This window comes from Cupriavidus sp. U2 (assembly GCF_009663685.2).
GTDB lineage: Bacteria > Pseudomonadota > Gammaproteobacteria > Burkholderiales > Burkholderiaceae > Cupriavidus > Cupriavidus necator_C.
The window spans coordinates 336,851-355,063 of record NZ_RCOG02000027.1; the positions used below are offsets into that span (position 1 = coordinate 336,851).

General features: G+C 66.1%; 18 protein-coding genes. 10 read left to right on the forward strand and 8 right to left on the reverse strand.

Going from position 1 to position 18,213, the window contains the following annotated elements; translation table 11 throughout:
• Positions 1-156: 156 nt before the first annotated feature.
• Positions 157-759 carry an HD domain-containing protein gene (locus tag D9X30_RS21100; RefSeq protein WP_153945923.1) on the reverse strand — a complete coding sequence of 201 codons (603 nt, stop codon included), beginning with the start codon at positions 757-759 and terminating at the stop codon, positions 157-159.
• The gene (locus D9X30_RS21105) at positions 756-1,118 is read right to left on the reverse strand and encodes a hypothetical protein (protein ID WP_153945922.1); all 363 of its coding nucleotides are present in this window, start codon (positions 1,116-1,118) and stop codon (positions 756-758) included. Before D9X30_RS21105 ends, D9X30_RS21100 begins: the two co-directional genes overlap by 4 nt.
• A gap of 236 nt (positions 1,119-1,354) precedes the next feature.
• Between D9X30_RS21105 and D9X30_RS21110 the strand changes: the two genes are divergently transcribed.
• The 8 genes from D9X30_RS21110 (at position 1,355) to D9X30_RS21145 (ending at position 9,533) form a co-directional block, all read left to right on the forward strand.
• Positions 1,355-3,283, forward strand: a complete 1,929-nt coding sequence (locus D9X30_RS21110) for a TonB-dependent receptor plug domain-containing protein (RefSeq protein ID WP_249641034.1) — start codon at positions 1,355-1,357, stop codon at positions 3,281-3,283.
• A 28-nt stretch (positions 3,284-3,311) separates the two neighbouring features.
• Positions 3,312-4,649 (forward strand): HmuY family protein, encoded by a 1,338-nt coding sequence (locus D9X30_RS21115; protein WP_153945920.1) that lies wholly within the window; start codon positions 3,312-3,314, stop codon positions 4,647-4,649.
• A gap of 51 nt (positions 4,650-4,700) precedes the next feature.
• On the forward strand, positions 4,701-5,735 hold the full coding sequence (locus D9X30_RS21120) for a hemin-degrading factor (protein WP_502799662.1): 1,035 nt from the start codon (positions 4,701-4,703) through the stop codon (positions 5,733-5,735).
• A gap of 19 nt (positions 5,736-5,754) precedes the next feature.
• Positions 5,755-6,594, forward strand: coding sequence for a heme/hemin ABC transporter substrate-binding protein (locus D9X30_RS21125; RefSeq protein ID WP_153945918.1), 840 nt, complete (start codon positions 5,755-5,757; stop codon positions 6,592-6,594).
• Complete coding sequence (locus D9X30_RS21130; RefSeq protein WP_153945917.1) at positions 6,594-7,583, forward strand: FecCD family ABC transporter permease; 990 nt, start codon at positions 6,594-6,596, stop codon at positions 7,581-7,583. Before D9X30_RS21125 ends, D9X30_RS21130 begins: the two co-directional genes overlap by 1 nt.
• A gap of 1 nt (position 7,584) precedes the next feature.
• Positions 7,585-8,370, forward strand: coding sequence for a heme ABC transporter ATP-binding protein (locus D9X30_RS21135; protein WP_249641035.1), 786 nt, complete (start codon positions 7,585-7,587; stop codon positions 8,368-8,370).
• 64 nt (positions 8,371-8,434) lie between these two features.
• Positions 8,435-9,013 carry an A24 family peptidase gene (locus D9X30_RS21140; protein WP_153945916.1) on the forward strand — a complete coding sequence of 193 codons (579 nt, stop codon included), beginning with the start codon at positions 8,435-8,437 and terminating at the stop codon, positions 9,011-9,013.
• 4 nt (positions 9,014-9,017) lie between these two features.
• On the forward strand, positions 9,018-9,533 hold the full coding sequence (locus D9X30_RS21145) for a hypothetical protein (protein ID WP_194946445.1): 516 nt from the start codon (positions 9,018-9,020) through the stop codon (positions 9,531-9,533).
• 4 nt (positions 9,534-9,537) lie between these two features.
• On the opposite strand, the gene D9X30_RS21150 is transcribed toward D9X30_RS21145, so the two are convergent.
• The 3 genes from D9X30_RS21150 to argC form a co-directional block, all read right to left on the reverse strand.
• Positions 9,538-10,983, reverse strand: a complete 1,446-nt coding sequence (locus D9X30_RS21150; RefSeq protein WP_153945915.1) for a sensor histidine kinase — start codon at positions 10,981-10,983, stop codon at positions 9,538-9,540.
• Positions 10,970-11,638, reverse strand: a complete 669-nt coding sequence (locus D9X30_RS21155) for a response regulator transcription factor (protein WP_153945914.1) — start codon at positions 11,636-11,638, stop codon at positions 10,970-10,972. The genes D9X30_RS21150 and D9X30_RS21155 overlap by 14 nt, the downstream gene beginning before the upstream one ends.
• Before the next feature lie 716 nt (positions 11,639-12,354).
• Positions 12,355-13,278, reverse strand: coding sequence for an N-acetyl-gamma-glutamyl-phosphate reductase (argC, locus tag D9X30_RS21160; RefSeq protein ID WP_153946099.1), 924 nt, complete (start codon positions 13,276-13,278; stop codon positions 12,355-12,357).
• Positions 13,279-13,415: 137 nt separating this feature from the next.
• On the opposite strand from argC, the gene D9X30_RS21165 reads away from it, so the two are divergent.
• Positions 13,416-14,300, forward strand: coding sequence for a LysR family transcriptional regulator (locus tag D9X30_RS21165; protein ID WP_153945913.1), 885 nt, complete (start codon positions 13,416-13,418; stop codon positions 14,298-14,300).
• A 97-nt stretch (positions 14,301-14,397) separates the two neighbouring features.
• On the opposite strand, the gene D9X30_RS21170 is transcribed toward D9X30_RS21165, so the two are convergent.
• Positions 14,398-15,243 carry a DUF3626 domain-containing protein gene (locus tag D9X30_RS21170; protein ID WP_153945912.1) on the reverse strand — a complete coding sequence of 282 codons (846 nt, stop codon included), beginning with the start codon at positions 15,241-15,243 and terminating at the stop codon, positions 14,398-14,400.
• Positions 15,244-15,328: 85 nt separating this feature from the next.
• Positions 15,329-16,084: an SDR family NAD(P)-dependent oxidoreductase gene (locus D9X30_RS21175; protein WP_153945911.1), complete on the reverse strand. Its 756-nt coding sequence runs from the start codon at positions 16,082-16,084 to the stop codon at positions 15,329-15,331.
• A gap of 134 nt (positions 16,085-16,218) precedes the next feature.
• Here D9X30_RS21175 and D9X30_RS21180 point away from each other — a divergent pair, with 134 nt between their 5' ends.
• Positions 16,219-17,202, forward strand: coding sequence for an AraC family transcriptional regulator (locus D9X30_RS21180; protein ID WP_228770758.1), 984 nt, complete (start codon positions 16,219-16,221; stop codon positions 17,200-17,202).
• 42 nt (positions 17,203-17,244) lie between these two features.
• Here D9X30_RS21180 and D9X30_RS21185 read toward each other — a convergent pair whose 3' ends face one another.
• A complete protein-coding gene (locus tag D9X30_RS21185) occupies positions 17,245-18,150 on the reverse strand; it encodes a LysR family transcriptional regulator (protein WP_153945910.1) in 906 nt (301 codons plus the stop codon).
• Positions 18,151-18,213 lie beyond the last annotated feature (63 nt).

Here is an 18,213-nt window from a genome sequence, read left to right on the forward strand (position 1 = left end):
GGGTGTGCAGGGAGTCTAGGCACGCGGCGCGCGGGATTCGAACCGGAATGCGACCCCTGCCGATCCGAAATGCGCCCGGCGGCCAGGCCGCCCGCCCTGACCACAACAAAAAGGGCACCCTCGCGGATGCCCTTCGATTCAAAGCCGCCCGGGGCCTCAGGGGCTATCGTCCGCGGCCTGCGGGTCGCGGAAATGCGCGCGCACCAGACTGGCGGCTGCTTCCCAGAGCGCCGGGGCGCCACGCTCGATGGTCGGCCCGTAGCGGGCGACGACCTGCGCCTCATCGAGCCCAGGCGCAATCCACGTGCCGCCGCCGGTGGCGACGTTATGAAGCAGCGGCTGAAAGCGGTCCAGCGACTTGGCAAACTTCGCATCGTCGCTTTCGGCTGCCTCGAATTCCTTCCATAGCCCGCGAAACTCGGCGGCCTGCGCTGCCGGCAGCAACGAAAAGATCCGCTCCGCCGCCCGCCGCTCCCGTTCGGCCTGGTCAGCCTGTCTCGACGCAGCATGAAGCGGCGTGTCGCCGGCATCGATCTCCACGATATCGTGGAGCAGCAGCATCTTGACGACGCGCACCACATCGACCGGCGCCGCGGCATGTTCGGACAGCACGAGCGCGTACATGGCAAGATGCCAGGAATGCTCGGCACTGTTCTCGCGGCGAGACTGGTCAATCAGCGGCGACATCCGCACCACGTTTTTCAGCCGGTCGATCTCCCGCAGAAATGCCAGCTGACGCTCCAGCTTGGAAACGTTCATGGTGCTGCTTCGTCCGGCTCGTCTTCCAGCAGATGCCCGTAGGCATCGATCTCCTTCTGGGTCCGCGCCTCGCTGGCGGCAATCTTGTCGGCGGTGATCTCGCCGTCCACGAACTCGACCGACACCCGGCGCACGCGCGAATCCTTGTCGACGATGCCCTGCAGCACCTTGTCGAACAGCTTTTCTCCGGCCTTGAGGCCTAGCGCCTGCGGCACCAGCACCTTGACCAGAAGGATCTCGTTGTCGTCCGAGCCCTTGGCCACATCGGCGATGGCTGTCCTGAGGTAGCCCTTCAGTTTGAGCACACTGAGGTTGCCGGGAACCGCCACGTGCGATACCCGAATCCGTTTCTTGTCCATACGCTACTGCCCGGCTGTGATGTCAACGCGCCGAATATAACGCACGGACGCCGCAGGCCGGCTCCCGCCGCGACCGGGCGCTTCATTAAGCATTCTTAACGGAAGATGCATACGAGAATCATTATCATTTGAGGCTCGTTTGTCATGACCGGATCGGTAGACCGCCGGTTCCGCCCCGAATGCGCCTGAAAACCCTTGCCCTCGTTGCCGGCACCCTCCTTTGCGCAGCGCCGCACGTGCGAGCCCAGCAGACCGGTTCCGGCGATCCCCTGCCAACGGTGGTTGTCACGGGCACCCGGAGCGAAAAAACGCTGGACGAGACCCCGATCCGTACCGAAGTGGTGGACCGCCAGGAAATCGAGCGCACCCATGCGCGCACGCTCAAGGATGCGCTGGAAAACGTGCCCGGCCTGCAACTGCGCGAGATCCACGGCAAGTCGGGCTACGAAGTCACGCTGCAGGGCATGACCAGCGACCAGGTGCTGATCCTGGTCGACGGACTGCCCATCTCGGCCAGTACCGGGTCCACCGTCGATGTCTCGCAATACCTGCTGACCGAGGTGGACCGTGTCGAGGTGGTCAAGGGCGCCAGTTCGGCCCAGTACGGCAGTTCGGCGATGGGGGGTGTCATCAACGTGATCACGCGCCCGATTGCCAAGGGGTTCTCGGGTGCCGTCACGGCCGACGCCGGCAGCTATGGCGCGCAGAATGCCGATGGCGCGCCCGGCGCCCTGCACGGCAACATCCGCCTCGAAGGGGGCACCGGGCAGGTCCGGGCGCGCCTCAGCGCCGATGCGCTCGACAACAAGGGCTTTGCCGTCGATCCGGACGGCTGGACGCGTCACGGCGACAAGATCCGGCGTGAACAATACGCAGGGCGCCTGGAATGGCTGCCCGCCCAGGCCGGCAACTTCTGGTTCGACGCCAGCGCCTACCGCGAGACCGACGAGCAACGGTATCAGTACTACGCGCCGCCCCGCTACGTGCCGCAGCGCAAGACCGAGGACATCGACCGCAACCGATACACCTACGGTGGCCAATGGCGCTTCGACAACGGCGTGCGGGCACGGCTGGCCGGCGTGCATGAAACCTACGACAGCACGTCGCGCGAATACTCGAACGGCGCCCAGACCTCGGTCCGCAACGCCGCGCAGCAGACCGACCATGTTTCGGCACAGTTCGACCTGCCGGCCTGGTATCGCCAGCTTTGGCAGTTCGGCGGCGACTTCCATCGCGAAACCCTCGACCAGTCGGTCAATGGCACTTCGGAACTGGCGGGCACCGGCAGCGCCGAGCGCCAGTCGGGCGAGCTCTACCTGCAGAACGACATCCTGTTCAACGACACGTGGGAGATGGTGGTCGGCCTGCGCGGCCAGCACGATTCCGACTTCGGCAGCCACTTCGCGCCCAAGGTGGGCGTGCGCGCCAACCTGCTGTCCAACGACACGTGGAAAGGCGTGCTGCGCGCCAACTACGGCCAGGGCTACCGCGTGCCGAACCTCAAGGAACGCCATTACCTGTTCGACCACAGCTCGCTGGGGTACGTCGTGCTGGGCAATCCGAACCTGAAGCCGGAATCGTCGAACAGCTTCCAGCTGGGCGGCCAGCTGAGCTGGCGCGACCGCGTGACCCTCGACACCAACCTGTTCTACAACCGCGTGACGGACCTGATCCAGACCGACATGACCAACTTCACCATGGTCAACGGCATCGCGGTCTACACGTACCGCAACGTGGCGCGCGCCAGGACGCAGGGCGTCGAGACATCGTTGCGCTGGCGTGCCACCAGCCAGCTGAACCTGACCACGGCCTACACCTTCACCGATACCAAGGACCTCGATACAGGCTTCGAACTGACCCGCCGGCCGCGCCACATGGGCCGCGTGGGCGCCGACTGGCGTGTCCTGCCCTCGACGGAGCTGTCGGCCCGTGCGCGCTTCCAGAGCAGCGAACTGACCGACTCGGCCACCGGCGCCCGCTCGCCAGGCTGGGGCACGCTCGATCTGGTGCTGAACCAGAAGATCGGCCGCAACGTGACCGCTTTCGCCGGCGTGAACAACCTGTTCGATCGCCAGCGCGATTTTGCGAATGCCAGTGACTTCGGGCCCGTGGCGGGGCGCTTTATCTACCTGGGCGCGCGGTTCAACGTCGACGTCGCCCGCTAACGAGACATCAAACGGGGAAGCACTGATCATGATCCACGACACGCTTGCACTGCATCGCCGCCCGCTGGGCGTCATCGGCGCGGCCGCGCTGGCACTGATGCTGGCCGCCTGTGGCGGCGGCGACGGCGACAGCGGCGGCGGTACCACCACCGGCGGCACCGGCGGCGGCAGCACGGGGGGCGGCACCACGACCCCGCCCGCCTCCACCTCGGCATTCACGCAGACGGCCGACTGGACCTTCGCATTGCCGGCCGCCGGCAATTCCCTGTGCTATGACTTCAACGCCAAGACCGAAACGGCCTGTACCGGCACCGCGTGGGACCTGAAGGTCAAGACCGAAGCCGGCGGCCTCACGGCAAAGCTGTGGACCAACAGCGGCACCAGCGGCACCGGCAACGGCGGCGCGTTCGGTAGCCCGTTCGACCACACCTGGACCACGCTGGCGACCTGGAAAAACGCGACCATCGATCCGGCCAATGGCGCCCTGCCCGCCACGGTATTCCTGAAGGACTCGGCCAGCGGCGTGTTTGCCAGCACCGCCAACGACATCGGCTCGGCCGCATTCGAATACGGCGTGACCGGCGCGGCGACCGATCACCTGCTGTACCCGACTTTCCGTACCTTCGTGATCACGACCAACAGCGCGCTGGCCGACACCACGGGCACCGCCGCGGCGCCGGTATTCGCCCTGCAGGTGACCGGCTACTACGGTGGCGCCGGCGGCACGACATCGGGCTATCCGAGCTTCCGCTTCGTGGATCGCAGCGCGCCGGGCACGGTCTACACCGCTTCGGTCAACGCATCGGCAGACTGGGTCTACTACGACCTGGTCAACCGGGCCGTCACCACCGCCTCGGGCACCTGGCATATCGCGTTCAACCGCTACAACGTCAAGCTGAACGGCGGCGAATCGGGCACGGGCACGGTGGCGGGCTTCGTGGGCAAGACGCCGGCCGGCTTCTATGACGCATCGAACAAGCCGGTGGCATCGGCGTTCACCAGTGCCACCAATGTCAGCACGACGCTGGCCGATCTCACCGCCGCCGACATGCGCCTGCCCACCGCCGCCGCGCAGTGGGTCAAGGATTCGACGGCTTCGGTGCTGAACCCGGCCTACACGGGCGCGTACCCGAATCCGATGAATTTCGGCTGGTATTCGTACTTCCCGACCGCTGCGGCGGCTGCCGCCAACGGCTTGCCGGCGGTGGCGCACCTGATCAGCGCCAACCCCGACGCTGGCGGCCTGATCCGCGGCGGCGAAGGCGGCACGTATGCGCGCTTCCACCTGACAAAGATCGCCTACGCCGATTCGAACTCGAACAGCAGCCAGCAAACGTGGACGATCCACTTCGACGTCCAGCCCTGAGCCCCGACTGGAACGAGCCACTACCCGCGACACCTCACGACACACATGGACATGGAACAACAAGGCATCGAGACGCTGCGCCAGCGCCATCAGGCATTGACGGACGCCCACCCGAAACTGCGCATGCGCGAGCGCGCCCAGCGCCTTGGCGCCAGCGAGGCCGAACTGGTCGCGGCCGGGTGCGGCGTGGCCGTGCGACAGCTGGGCGGCACGGCGCAGCAGCTGTTCCGTGATCTCGGCACGCTCGGCCCGGTGATGGCCCTGTCGCGCAACGACCATGCCGTTCACGAACGGCATGGCCAGTACCAGGGCATCGAGGCGGACGGCCCCGTCGGCATCGTGCTCGGGCCGGACATCGACCTGCGCATGTTCTTCGGCAACTGGCGGTATTTCTACGCCGTGACGCAGCATGGCCGCGACAGCCTGCAGTTTTTCGACCGGGCTGGCGAAGCGGTACACAAGGTCTACCGCACCGACGCGACCGATGCGACGGCATGGCGGGCGTACGTGGATCGCCATGCCGTGGCGACGGTGACGCCGGTCCTGCCCGAGCCCGTTGCGCCAGCGACCGAGTCCGAGGCGCCTGCCGACGCCGATGCCATGCGTGCCCACTGGCTGGGGCTCAAGGACACGCATGATTTCTTTGCCATGCTGCGGCAGTTCAAGGTATCGCGCCTGGGCGCCCTGCGCACGGCCGGCGACGACCTGGCCCAGCAGGTGGGCAACACGGCCGTCGAAACCGTGCTTGGCCGTGCCGCCGAATCGGCGCTGCCCGTCATGTGCTTTGTCGGCAACCGGGGCATCGTGCAGATCCATACCGGTCCGGTGCACAAGCTGGTGCGCACCGGCCCCTGGTTCAACGTGCTCGACGAAGCCTTCAACCTGCACCTGAACACCGAGGCCGTGGCGTCGAGCTGGGTCGTCAACAAGCCCACGGTCGATGGCTGGGTGACGTCGCTGGAACTGTACGGCGCCGGCGGTGAGCTGATTGTCCAGTTCTTTGGCGAGCGCAAGCCGGGCAAGCCGGAACTGGGCGCGTGGCGCGCGCTGCTGCAATCGCTCTGCCCGACGGCACTGGCCGCCTGACCGCTTTGTCGGAGTCGACATGAAACTGCTGCGCTCTGCGCTGTTGTCCCTGCTGTGCGCGGCAGGCCTGGCCCATGCCGCACCGCCGGCCCGCGTGGTCGGCCTGGGCGGCGCGATCACTGAGATCATTTACGCACTGGACGCGGAAAAGACGCTCGTCGGCGCCGATTCGTCCAGCGTCTACCCTGCTGCCGCGCTGAAGCTGCCCAAGGTGGGCTACTACCGCGCGGTGTCGGTCGAAGGGCTCGCCAGCCTCAGGCCCGACCTTGTACTGGCCGCCGACCAGGCCGGTCCGCCCCAGGCGCTGGAACAGATCCGCAAGCTCGGCAGCAAGGTGGTGACGCTGCCTTCGGCGCCCACCCTGGCGGCGCTGGACCAACGCATTCTCGGCACCGCCACGGCGCTAGGGATGCCGGAGCGCGGCCGCGCGCTGGTTGACCGCCTGCACGCCGAACTGCGGGCCATCCGCGCGGTCAGCCAGCCGGTGCGCGTGCTGATCGTGAGCAGCCATACCGGCAAGATGCAGGGGATGGGCACCGCGACTGCCGGGGACGCCATGCTCGCGCTGGCGGGCGGCACCAACGTGTTGGCCAGCCAGACCGGGTTCAAGCCGTTTTCGGCCGAGGCGGCCGCGGCCCTGAAGCCGGACGTGATCGTCACCACGACGATGTCGGTCGGTGCCAGCGGCAGCGCCGACGCGTTCCTGGCGCAGCCGGGCCTCAATGCGACGCCAGCCGCCCGCAACCGGCGCATCGTCGTCATGGACGATCTTCTGCTGCTGGGCTTCGGGCCCCGCCTGCCAGAGGCGCTTCGGCTGTTGCAGACGGGGCTGGCTGCCCCGCAAACGGCGGCCCGCTGATGCGCCGCCACCGCCTGGCCATCTTCACCACGCTGTGCGTCATGCTGGTGCTGGCCGCCCTCTGCACGGCTTCCAGCGGCGCGCTGTCGATCCCGCACCAACGTCTGCTGCCATTGCTGTGGTCGGCCGCTGGTGACGGCGACGAAGCCATGTGGCGCAACGTGCTGATCGAAGTGCGGCTGCCGCGTATCGTGCTGGCCATCACGGTGGGCGCCGCGCTGGCACTCTCGGGCGCGGTCATGCAGGCGTTGTTTCGCAATCCGCTTGCCGAGCCGGGCCTGATCGGCATCTCGCTGGGCGGCGCGGCCGGCGCGGTGGCGGCCATCGTGCTGGGCGCCGAAGGGCTGGCCGGCGTCGCGCCCGCCGCGTTCCTCGGCAGCCTTGCGGCAACGTCGTTTGCCTACCGGCTCGGCGCGCGGCGCGGGGGCATGGCCAGCCTGCTGCTGGCCGGCATCGCGATCAACGCCATCTGCGCGGCCATCGTCGGTTTCTTCACGTATCAGGCCAGTGACGTGCAGCTTCGCAACCTCACGTTCTGGAACATGGGTAGTCTTGCCGGCGCCACGTGGCCCTTGCTGGCGTGGCTGGTCCCGCTGGTGACTGTGCTGTGCGCGCTGCTGCTGCGTGACTGGCGTGCCATGAATGCGCTGCTGCTGGGCGAGCGCGAGGCCCTGCACCTGGGCTTCGATCTCAAGCGGCTGCGCCGCCGGCTGATCGTGCTGACCGCCCTGCTGGTGGGCCCCATCGTCGCCGTCACCGGCACGATCTCGTTCGTTGGGCTTGTCGTTCCGCACCTGGTGCGCATGCCGCTCGGTGCGGACCACCGCTGGCTGCTGCCGAACACGCTGGCCGGCGGCGCCATTGCCATGACACTGGCGGACTGGCTGTCCCGCATGGTGGTGATCCCGGCCGAGTTGCCGATCGGCATCGTCACGAGCCTTGCGGGCGGGCCCTTCCTGCTCTGGATGCTGACGCGAAAGGGGGCATGACGTGCTGGTCGCCCGGAATCTGCACTGCAACCGCGGGCGCCGACAGGTGATCTCCGGTATCGATCTGAGTCTGCGCCCCGGCGAAGTGCTCGGCATTCTCGGCGCAAATGGCGCGGGCAAGAGCACGCTGCTGGGTGCGCTTGCCGGGGAGATCGCCGTCCCGGCGTCGGCTGTCTCGCTCAACGGGCGTGACATGGCGCACTGGCCTGCGCACGCCCTGGCGCGCACGCGCGCGGTACTGCCGCAGTCGCCGGGGCTGAACTTCGATCTGGACGTGACCGAAGTGGTCGCCATGGGCGGCTATCCGTTCCCCGAGCTCGACCGACGGGCGCTGGACGCACTGATACGCCGCGCGCTCGGGCTGGCAGAGGTGGCACACCTGGCCGGCCGCGATTACCAGCGCCTGTCTGGCGGCGAACAACAGCGCGTGCAGTTTGCCCGTACGCTGGTGCAGACGCTGGCCTGCCGGGCTGCCGACAGCTACCGGGCCCTGCTGCTCGACGAGCCGATTTCGAGCCTGGACCCGCGCCACCAACTGCTGCTGCTCGACAGCGTCAGAACGCTGAGCCGCACTGATGACCTGGCTGTGCTCGTGGTATTGCACGATGTCAACCTCGCCGCTCGCTGGTGCGACCGCTTGCTGCTGCTGGCCGAGGGCCAGGCCGTCGCCAGCGGCGATCCCGCCGAAGTCCTGACGGAACGCCATCTGGCGAGTGTCTACGGCATACCCGCCAGGGTGATGCCGTCGCCAGTACACGCGGGCGTGCCATTTGTCGTCTTCGGATGACCGGGCCCCGAAACGCACCGGGTGCGCCATTCCCCATGCCGACTTCGCGCCTGCGAGCCTGCGTATGACCGACTGCCTGCAGCAGATCCTGCAAGGCGTGCTGTCGCACAAGCCGGGCCCGCCGACGTTCGCGGCGCTGGTACTTCCGCCCGTGCTGCTCTGGATTGCCGTGTCCGACCTGCTGTATCGCCGTATTGCGAACGCGCTGGTGCTGGCGCTGCTGGCCGTGTGGCTGGTTCACCTTGCGTGGATGGGCTTGCCCGGGGGGCAGTCGCCCGCCTGGCCGGAGATCGCCCGTGGCGGCGCGGCGGCAGCGGTCGTGCTGGGTGTGGGCTACGGCCTGTTTTCCATGCGATGGGCGGGGGCGGGCGACGTGAAGCTGATGGCGGTACTGTGCCTCTGGCTCGGCCGTGAAGTCGCCATGTTCCTGCTGGTCACCTCGCTGGCGGGCGGCGTGCTGGCGCTCTTCATGCCGATCCTGCACCGGCTGGAACTGCTGGCCGCCCGGTGCGTCACGCATCTTGGCGCGTGCCTGCACCGGGCGCTACCGACGCCGACGGCGCTGCAAGGCCATTCGTCGCCCGGCATTCCGTATGGATGCGCGATGGCCGCCGGCGCGGCGTTCGTATTGCTCAGGCACTGACGTCGTGCACCGGACCCGCCCGCCCTCGCCCGTGGCCGCTCGCGGTGCGCTTGCCGTCGAAGCCGCGTTCGCGCTGCCCGTCATCATTGCCGGCGCGATGATGTTCATGGAGCTGGGCAACATCGGACTGACCATCGCCATGGGCAACACGGCGCTGGACCATGCGATCCGCCGCATGCATGCCGAGGCTGCGTACGCACCCGACCCTGCGAGCATGGCGCAGCGCGTGCGCCTTGGCATGGCTGCGGCGTCGCATCGCTTCCTCGACGACCGCCATATCGCCGCGGTTGCCGTCGAACGCTTTACCGCGCTCGATGCGATGGGCGCGGGCAGCGCCGCCAGCGCCGGGCGCACCGCCAGCCGTGCCGTGCCGGCGTGGCGGGTCACCGTCGAAATTCGCAAGGACTTCATTACCCCGCTGCCGCGCCTGCTGGGCACAGGCGGGACCGCATTCCGCTACCAGTACCAGCAGTGGCTCGACAAACTGCCCGCGCAGGCCAGCCACATGAAGCAAGATTGACGTGTCACCGGCAGCGCAGCGCGTCCTTGAGGCTCGTCCTGTCGCTCCACTGCCGGCGGTCCAGCAACAACACGGCCAGCAGTCCCTCGGGAAGGTTCTCTTCGAGCGAAAGCCGGGCGCCATGCAGCCTGGCGATGGCATTGACCAGGGCCAGGCCGAGCCCGCTGCCCGATGGCGCGACGCCGCCCGATGTCCGGCCCGACGTTGCACCCAGGCGCCGGAACCGCTCCACCGCCTGGCCGCGCAGGTCTGCCGGAATGCCGGGGCCGTGGTCGGCCACGCCCAGCGCCATGCCGTCGCCACGGCGGCGCGCCAACAGCACCAGCGCCTTGCCCTCCGGCGCATACTTGATGGCGTTTTCCATAAGGTTCGACAACGCCTGGAACAGCAGCGCGCGGTCGCCGTACAGTTCGCGTCCCGGCTCGGCTTCGATGCGCAGCGCCATGCCGGACATCGACACCAGCGGTGCATAGTATTCGGCCAGGTCGTCGAGCAGCCCGCGAACCTCGAACCATTCGAACGCGTGCTCGCAACGTCCGGCTTCCACTTCGCCGATACGAAGCACCGCGCGGACCATGCGCTGGATGCGCTCGCCTTCTTCCAGCGCGCCCAGCACGTCGTCGCGCATGGAGTCATCGACTTTCTCCGCCAGGGTGGCCAAGCGGTTGTGCATGCGCGTGAGCGGCGTGCGCAGTTCGTGGGCCAGATGGCTGCTTACGCTCTTGACTTCCTCCATCAGACGGTTCACGCGATCGAGCACATGGTTGATGTCCTGCCCCAGCAGGTCGAATTCATCGCCATCGCGCCGGCAGGGCACCGTCGCGTCGCGTTCGCCGGTCACGTAGCGGCGCAGTGCGCTGCGGATACGATCCACACGACGCATGCTTTGCACGCTGGAATAGAGCCCGATGGCCAGGCTCGACAGCAGCACCGCGAAGAGGCCCGCGCCGGCTACCAGCGGAATCACGCGCAGCCGTTCACGCATGGGCAGGATGTCGTAGCCGCTGAAGAACACGCCGCCGTCGGCCAGCGGCACCTGCACGCCGAACAGCTGGGCAAGTTGCGCACTGGTATCGCCCACCGTGACATTGCGCCACTGCAAGTCGCAAGGGGGCTCGCATTGCAGCGCCGCCCTGACCTTGGCATCGCCGAACAGCAACCTGCCCGACGGCGCCAGGACCAGCGACTTGCTGCCTTCGCGCTCGCGGCTGTCTTCCTGGGTCAGCGCCACGTCCAGCCGGCTGGCGTCGGCAAAGTGATGCCTGTGTTCCTGGGCACGCACATCGGCCAGCACCATGTCGCGCACATGGCTGTGCAGCAACACGTCGATCTGATGCGCGCTCAGCAGCACCGATCCGATGGCGACCAGCAGGAAGAGGAACGCCACCAGCGAGGCATGGCGGAAGGTCCTGGTCTCCAGCAGATGGGCTACGCGCTCAGCCCAGGACATAGCCGACCGCGCGCACCGTACGCAGCAGCGATCGCGGGAAATTGCGGTCGATCTTGCTGCGCAGCTTCGAAACGTGAACGTCGATCAGGTTCGTCTGTGGATCGAACTGGTAACCCCAGACCTTTTCCAGCAGCATCGCACGCGTGACCGTGCGGCCGACGTTGGTGGCCAGTACCTGCAGCAGTGCGAACTCCTTCTCGGTGAGATCGATCGGTTGGCCGCCCCGCGACACGCGGCGCTCGCGCCAGTCGATGCAGAGGTCTTCAAGACGCGTGACCCAGTCTGCGCCGTTCGGCAAGGCACGCCACTTGGCCAGCCCTTCCAGCCGCAGCAACAGTTCAGTGAAGTCGAAGGGCTTGCCCAGGTAATCGCCGGCGCCGGCACGCAGCCCTTCCACGCGGTCGCTGGGCTGGTCCACGGCCGAAAGCACCATGACGGGGGGATGCGGTTGATCGGCCAATGCACGCAGTACACCGATGCCATCGATGCCGGGCAGCATCCGGTCCAGCAGGACGGCGTCGAAGGCTTCGTCCCGGATCAGTTCCAGCGCGTGTTCCCCGGTGTCTGTCAGGCGGCAGGCGTGCCCCTGCTGTTGCAGCCTGGTGCCGAGCCAATGCCTCACCCGCGGATCGTCCTCCACGATCAGAACACGCATGACAGTCCTCCCCCCTTGCCCAAGTTCCCCCGCACGTCGACCCTTCTTTCATCCGGACCTGTTGTCATCGTCCGGTTTCGGCACGATTCTACATGAGACGCATTCTCATTGGCAGGGGAGTTTGCCGGAGGGTTGTCCACCCGGACATCGGCCGTTTCAAGCCCGGAAAATCGGCTGGCACCTCAAGTTTGTGGTCCGCCTGCCGTAAGCCTCCGTACTACCATTGCTCCGTGGAAGCGTCCGTCGCGACCTGGAAATGGGCTACTGGCCGGACTGCCGGCGCGTCGCGCCAGCGTCACGCGGTGCGACAACGGGAATATGTGGAGTCGAAATGCTGAGATTTTTGACGATTATCTTGCTCTCGACATTGGGTTCGTCTGCGGCGAATGCCGCGCCGGATACGGGCAGTCGGCCCCAGATTCTGAGTACCGAACGCGGCATCAGCGATGGCCAGCGTGATGCGACGGTGTTGCACACGCCGCCGCCCTCGCGGGCGGGCGTCATGGCGACACAGCCGAACGCGCCCACGTATGACCAGCAGGTCAATGGATCTGCCCCGTACCCGTATATCGTCGCGCCATATATTCAGATACCCGGCAATACGCCGTACCCGCCTCCCCCGCGTCCCGTACCGCACGGTCGATAAATCGCGACAAACCCGGGGAAACGATCCCTTCCCGGGCAGGAAGGGACATTCGGCGGCCCGGACCACAGGGCTACGCGAGCATCAGGTCCAGGTTCTGAATCGCGGCGCCTGAAGCGCCTTTTCCAAGATTGTCGAAAACCGCAGACAGTAGTACCTGCCCGTGCGCCGTGCTGGGAAATACGCTCAGACGCAGGTCATTCGTCCCGTTGAGCGCCTGCGGGTCCAGATGCTTCACATCGCGCGACACTTGCAGCGGCAAGACATGGACGTGCTTCGCCCCGTCGTAGTGGCGCGCGAGGCAGTCCTGTAACGTCGCGCCATCCACCCCCGGCGCCAGCAGCCGCAGCGCCAACGGCACCGTCAGCACGATGCCCTGCCGGAACGCGCCATAGGCAGGCATGAAAATGGGGGGCTGGCTGAGCCCGGCATGCTGCTGGATCTCGGGCGTGTGCTTGTGCGCGAGTTCCAGGCCATATACCTGGTAGGCCGGCGCGCTGGCGGCCGCCTGCCCCTCATATTCCTCCACGCCGGTGCGTCCGCGGCCGGAGTAGCCCGATACCGCATGAATGCTGATGGGGTAGTCGTCCGGTATCAGCCCGGCCTGCACCAATGGATGCAGCAGGCCAATCGCACCGGTCGGGTAGCAACCGGGGTTGGTGACCCGGCGTGCCTTTGCAATGCGCTCGGCCTGGCCCGGTGTCATCTCTGGAAATCCGTAGGTCCAGTCCGGGTGCGTACGGTGGGCCGAGCTTGCGTCGATCACGCGAACGGCGGGATTGACAATGGTGGCCACTGCCTCGCGCGCGGCGGCGTCCGGCAGGCAGAGGATGGCGATGTCGCAGGCGTTGATGGCTTCTGCGCGACGCCGCAAGTCCTTGCGCTCCGCAGCCGCCAGCGTCATCAGTCTGATATCGGTCCGGTGACGCAGCCGTTCGTGGATCAGCAACCCGGTGGTGCCTTGGTCGCCATCGATGAAAACCACGGGAGAACTCATAGGTGAAATGCTCCGCAAACTTTGGATGGGAAGAAGCAGGACAGGAGAAAGAGCCCCTATGTTCGGCGGACCGCTACAATATGAAAAGTTGAATTTCATAACGTGAACATTCAGTTTTCCTGAATCTGGACGCCGATATGCGAGAAATCAGTCTTGACCGCCTGCGCACTCTGGTCGCCATCGCCGACCGTGGCTCGTTTGCCGATGCGGCGCGTGCGTTGCATCTGGCGCCGCCAACGGTCAGCCTCCATATCGCGGAACTGGAAAACCGCATTGGGGCGCCCCTGCTGTCCCGCAAGCGCGGACATGTCAGGCCGTCGGCCATCGGAGAGGTGCTGATAGAGCGCGCGCGCCGGCTCCTTGCCGATGCGGAGCGGGCCTTGGACGATATTCAACGCCAGGTGCAGGGCCTTGAAGGGCGCGTGCGGATCGGGGCCTCGACCGGCGCCATCGCGCATCTGTTGCCGCAGGCGCTTGAGGTCTTGCGCCAGCAGCATCCCGGCATCGACATTCAGGTCGCCGTGCTGACCTCGCATGAAACACTGTCCCGGCTGGCGGATGGGACGTTGGATATCGGGCTCGTTGCACTGCCCCAGCCGCCCGTGGCCGGGCTCGTCATCAAGCCCTGGCGGCGCGATCCCGTGATGGCCTTCGTGCCGGCGCACTGGGAGTGCCCGGCCCACGTCACGCCAGAATGGCTCGCTGCCCAACCGCTCATTCTGAATGACGCGACCACGCGTCTGTCACGCCTGACGGCCGAGTGGTTCGCGACGTCCGGGCATCAGCCTGCGCCGCGCATCGCGCTTAACTTCAACGACGCGATCAAGAGTCTGGTCGCGGCAGGCTATGGCGCCGCGCTGCTGCCCCATGAGGCGACAGCGCCGGCCCCCGACCAACGCATTGTCATGCGTCCGCTGCGGCCGGCATTGTGGCGTCGGCTCGGCCTCGCGCATCGTGCCGGGCACGTCGAGCGATCCACGCAACATGTTCTGGATCTGTTGCGCGATCTGCGACTGGCGTAGGCGCTCCGGGGCCTGGCAATGACGGTCGCGGTCGGTGAACGGCTGCAGGCGACTGCTGATGACGAAAACGCCATTGCGCCGCACTGGCGAACTTGGCTTACCGGTGATTGCAGTTCCCGAAACGGGCCAGGCAATGCCACACCTGCTTGAGCATCTGCGGATCGTGCTGGCCGACGCGCACGGCCTCGCCGATCCGCATCGGTGTCAGCGGGCCATCGCACGCAAGCAACGCCGCAAGTTCAGCGACAGCCCGGCCGCGGTATTCGTGCTGTTGGCGCAGCAGATCGGCTTCCGCGCGAAAACCGGCGTGCCATTCGACGCGGCACGGCAATGCATGCGCAAGCGCCTCGACTTCCGTATTCCGGAATGATGGGTCGAGTACGATGGCATCCACGTCGCTCGCGATGTGCACGCCGCCGTGAACATGCGCCTCGATGTAATGGTCAAGCGGATCGCCCTGCCCCGCCACGGCAGCCAGACGTTCTACAAGGGCGAAGCGGTCCGCCACGCCGAAGTGACTCGGCCCATAGACACTGTCCGGGTGGCAAAACGTCGTGCGAGCCAGTACGCCGGAAGCAAGCCGCAGATGCGCCGAGCCAAAGCGTGGCGCTGCACCGGCTGGCGCATGACCCAGATTCAGTGCGCCATAGCGCGGCCGCTCGGAAGGCGATGCCGTGTCATAGGCCTGCCCGAAGATCCGGCTTTCCCATTGCCAACGATCACCACCAGGGTAGGCGGTCAGCCCGCCATTGCTGGTACCGGTTTCGAATTGGGATCGATACACGCCATCCTCGGCCATCACCGCCAGCAGCGGCCGCCCGCGAACCATTCGGTCCGGGTGGAAGTTCAGCGTTACGCGCCAGCCCGGATCGACCGGCTGGCCTGCAGATCTCGCGGCAACGTAGGCCCAAGCACGGGCGGCAGGGGTTCGGGCGGATGACATGGTGGCGCGGAAGTTTCACGGAAACACTTGGCCAATTTTACCGGCAGCGCAAACCTGTTGCGGGCGCCGACGTATAGCGCTCCGCTCAGATTCCCTGTCCGCCAGACACTTCAATCCGTTGCGCATTGACCCAGCGGTTGTCCTCCGACAGCAGGCTGGCGATCATCGGACCAACGTCTTCGGCCACGCCGACGCGCCCCAACGCCGTCATCCCGGCAAAGAACCGGTTGAATGCCGGCGTGTCGCGCACGGCGCCGCCGAAGAAGTCCGTTTCGATCGCACCCGGCGCTACGGCGTTGACCGTGATCCTGCGCGGGCCAAGCTCTTTGGCCATGTAGACGGTGAGCACTTCCACGGCGCCCTTGACCGCAGCGTAGGCGGACCAACCTTCGGCGGATACGCGCGTCAGCCCCGTCGAGAGATTCACAATGTGACCGCCATCTGCAAGCAGCGGCAGCATCGTCTGCGTGAGAAAGAACACCCCCTTGAAATGCACATTGACGAGCATGTCGAACGCCGCCTCGCGCATCTCGGCGATTGGCGCTACGTCGCCATGTCCCGCGTTGTTGACAAGGTGATCGAAGCTGTCGCGCTGCCAGGTATGACGCAGCACGGATCTCAGCCGTTCTGCGAAGCCGGGGAACGTGGTGATATCGCCGGCATCGAGTTGCAGCGCCACTGCCTTGCGGCCCAGCTTCCCGATCTCCGCGACGACTGCGCTTGCCTCCGCTTCGCGGCTTTGGTAGGTGAGGATGACGTCCCCGCCCTTGCGGGCGATCGACAGGGCCGTGTTCCGGCCGAGGCCGCGGCTGGCGCCGGTGACGAGAGAGATCGTGGTCATGCGTACACTCCTTGGCGTGTGAGGGAAACCGGTGTCCATTCTGTTGCCCGGCACGCCTGAATCCCTTGCCTGAATCTCTTTCTTCCTTGCCTTTTTCTCCAAACGTGGTGTCCCACTTCGCGGAACCCGCTACGATGGCAGGTGATGAATCACCACCCTGCCCAACGATGAGTGACCTGTTGCTTGATGCCGTGCGCCGCTATGCGGAGGCGCATGCCGGTCCCACCGGCATTGCCCGGACTCCCATCCCGGGCCTGACAGCCATCCGGGCGACGGCCCCGAGCGGGATTGACTATGCAATCTCCAGACCACTCGCCTGTATTGTCCTGCAAGGCAGCAAGCGCGTGGCGATGGGCAAGCAGACGTTCGACTTCAGCGCCGGCGATTCGCTGCTGATTACGTCAGACGTGCCGACGAGCAGCCAGATCACGCGCGCCAGCACTGATGCGCCGTACTATTCGCTCGTGTTGGATCTTGATGTGGCAGCTATCGCCGAACTGGCGGTCGAGATAAAGCCCGGGCCGGTCGCCCACGAGTCGCCTGTGCAGGTCGAACCGTCGGACGCCGACGTCGCCGATGCGGCGCTGCGGCTGATGCGGCTGATTGCGCGTCCGGCGGCAATACCAGTGCTGCAGGCACAGCTCGTGCGCGAAATCCACTACTGGCTGCTGGTGGGCAAGCATGGCCCGGTGATTCGGCAGATCGGCCGTCCGCAGAGTCACGCTCAACGTCTGGCCCGCGCCGTGGCTTTGCTGCGCGCCGAGTTCGCTCAGCCGCTTCCGGTTGAACGCCTCGCTTCAGCCGCTGGCATGAGCGCGTCGTCCTTTTACCAGCACTTCCGGGCAGCGACATCGCTGTCGCCGCTACAGTTCCAGAAGCAGTTGCGCCTCATCGAGGCACGCCGACTGATGACGTCCGAAGGCATTTCGGCGAGCGATGCTGCGTTTTCCGTGGGTTATGAAAGTGTCCAGCAATTTACGCGTGAGTACCGCCGGATGTTCGGCCTACCGCCGGGCAAGGACCGGGATGCGGCAATGCAAGGAGCCCAGCCCCACCGATCCGCCGCGCAGGGCGAGGGAATTGCCTGCGTGGGCGATATGTCGAACGTGCGCGCGTAGTGTCGACGGCAGCTCGGAAGCGCGTATCCGGGGTATGGAGTGTCATGCGCTTGGCGATGTCGCTACGCCTCTGTCGACGAGCATGTCAAAGAGAAGCTGCGCGGCCGGCGCCAACGGGCGCCCCCGGCGCGAGATCAATCCCAGCGTTCGAGTGATCGCCGGTTCGGTCAGTGGTATCGCCAGTAGCCCACTGCTCGATTTGGGCGGCAAGGCCATTCGCGGCACGACACCGATTCCCAGACCCGCCTCGACCAGGCTTACCAAGGCGGGAACATGATTTACCTCGCAGTACCAACGCGGTCTCACCGGCTGTCGCGCCAAGGCCTGGTCGATCAGCAAGCGATTGCCGCTGCCTTGCGCGAGCGTGATGTAGTCAAAATTCCCAAGGTCTTTCCATTGGACGCTTTGATGCCTGGCTAACGGATGCCCCTTGCGGCAGGCGACAACGAACGCCTCTTCAATCAACGGGCAGAATTCTATGTCAGGCTCCTGTGTCCCGATATAGGTCAGACCAAAATCGGCATCGCCGCGCGTGACGGCGAGCAGGACATCGCCAGAAGATTCGTCAATGATGCGCAGGCGTATCCCCGGATATCGCTCGTGATACGGCCCCACGACAGAAGGCAGGAAATGGCCTACCGCGGAAGGCACGCAGGCTAGTGTCACCTGGCCCGACAGCCGCTCGGAAACGGTCTGAATGCCGAGCATGGCTTCCTCCAACTCATTGATGACGTTGCGTGCCTTGTGGACAAACATGCGCCCCACAGTCGTCAGTTCCACCTTCCGTGTGGTCCGCGTGAAGAGCGCGACGCCGAGCGCTTCTTCCAGTTTGTCCACGCGGCGCGAAAGCGCCGACTGCGACAGGAACATCGAATCGGAAGCCGCTTTAAAGCTGCCAAGGTCGGCAACGGCCAGGAACGCCCGCAAGTCCGCGAGATCAAAATTCATGTGTCAAACGCAAAAATACTTGTGATTTTTGCACTTTACACTGGAATCGGGGACGGCGACCAG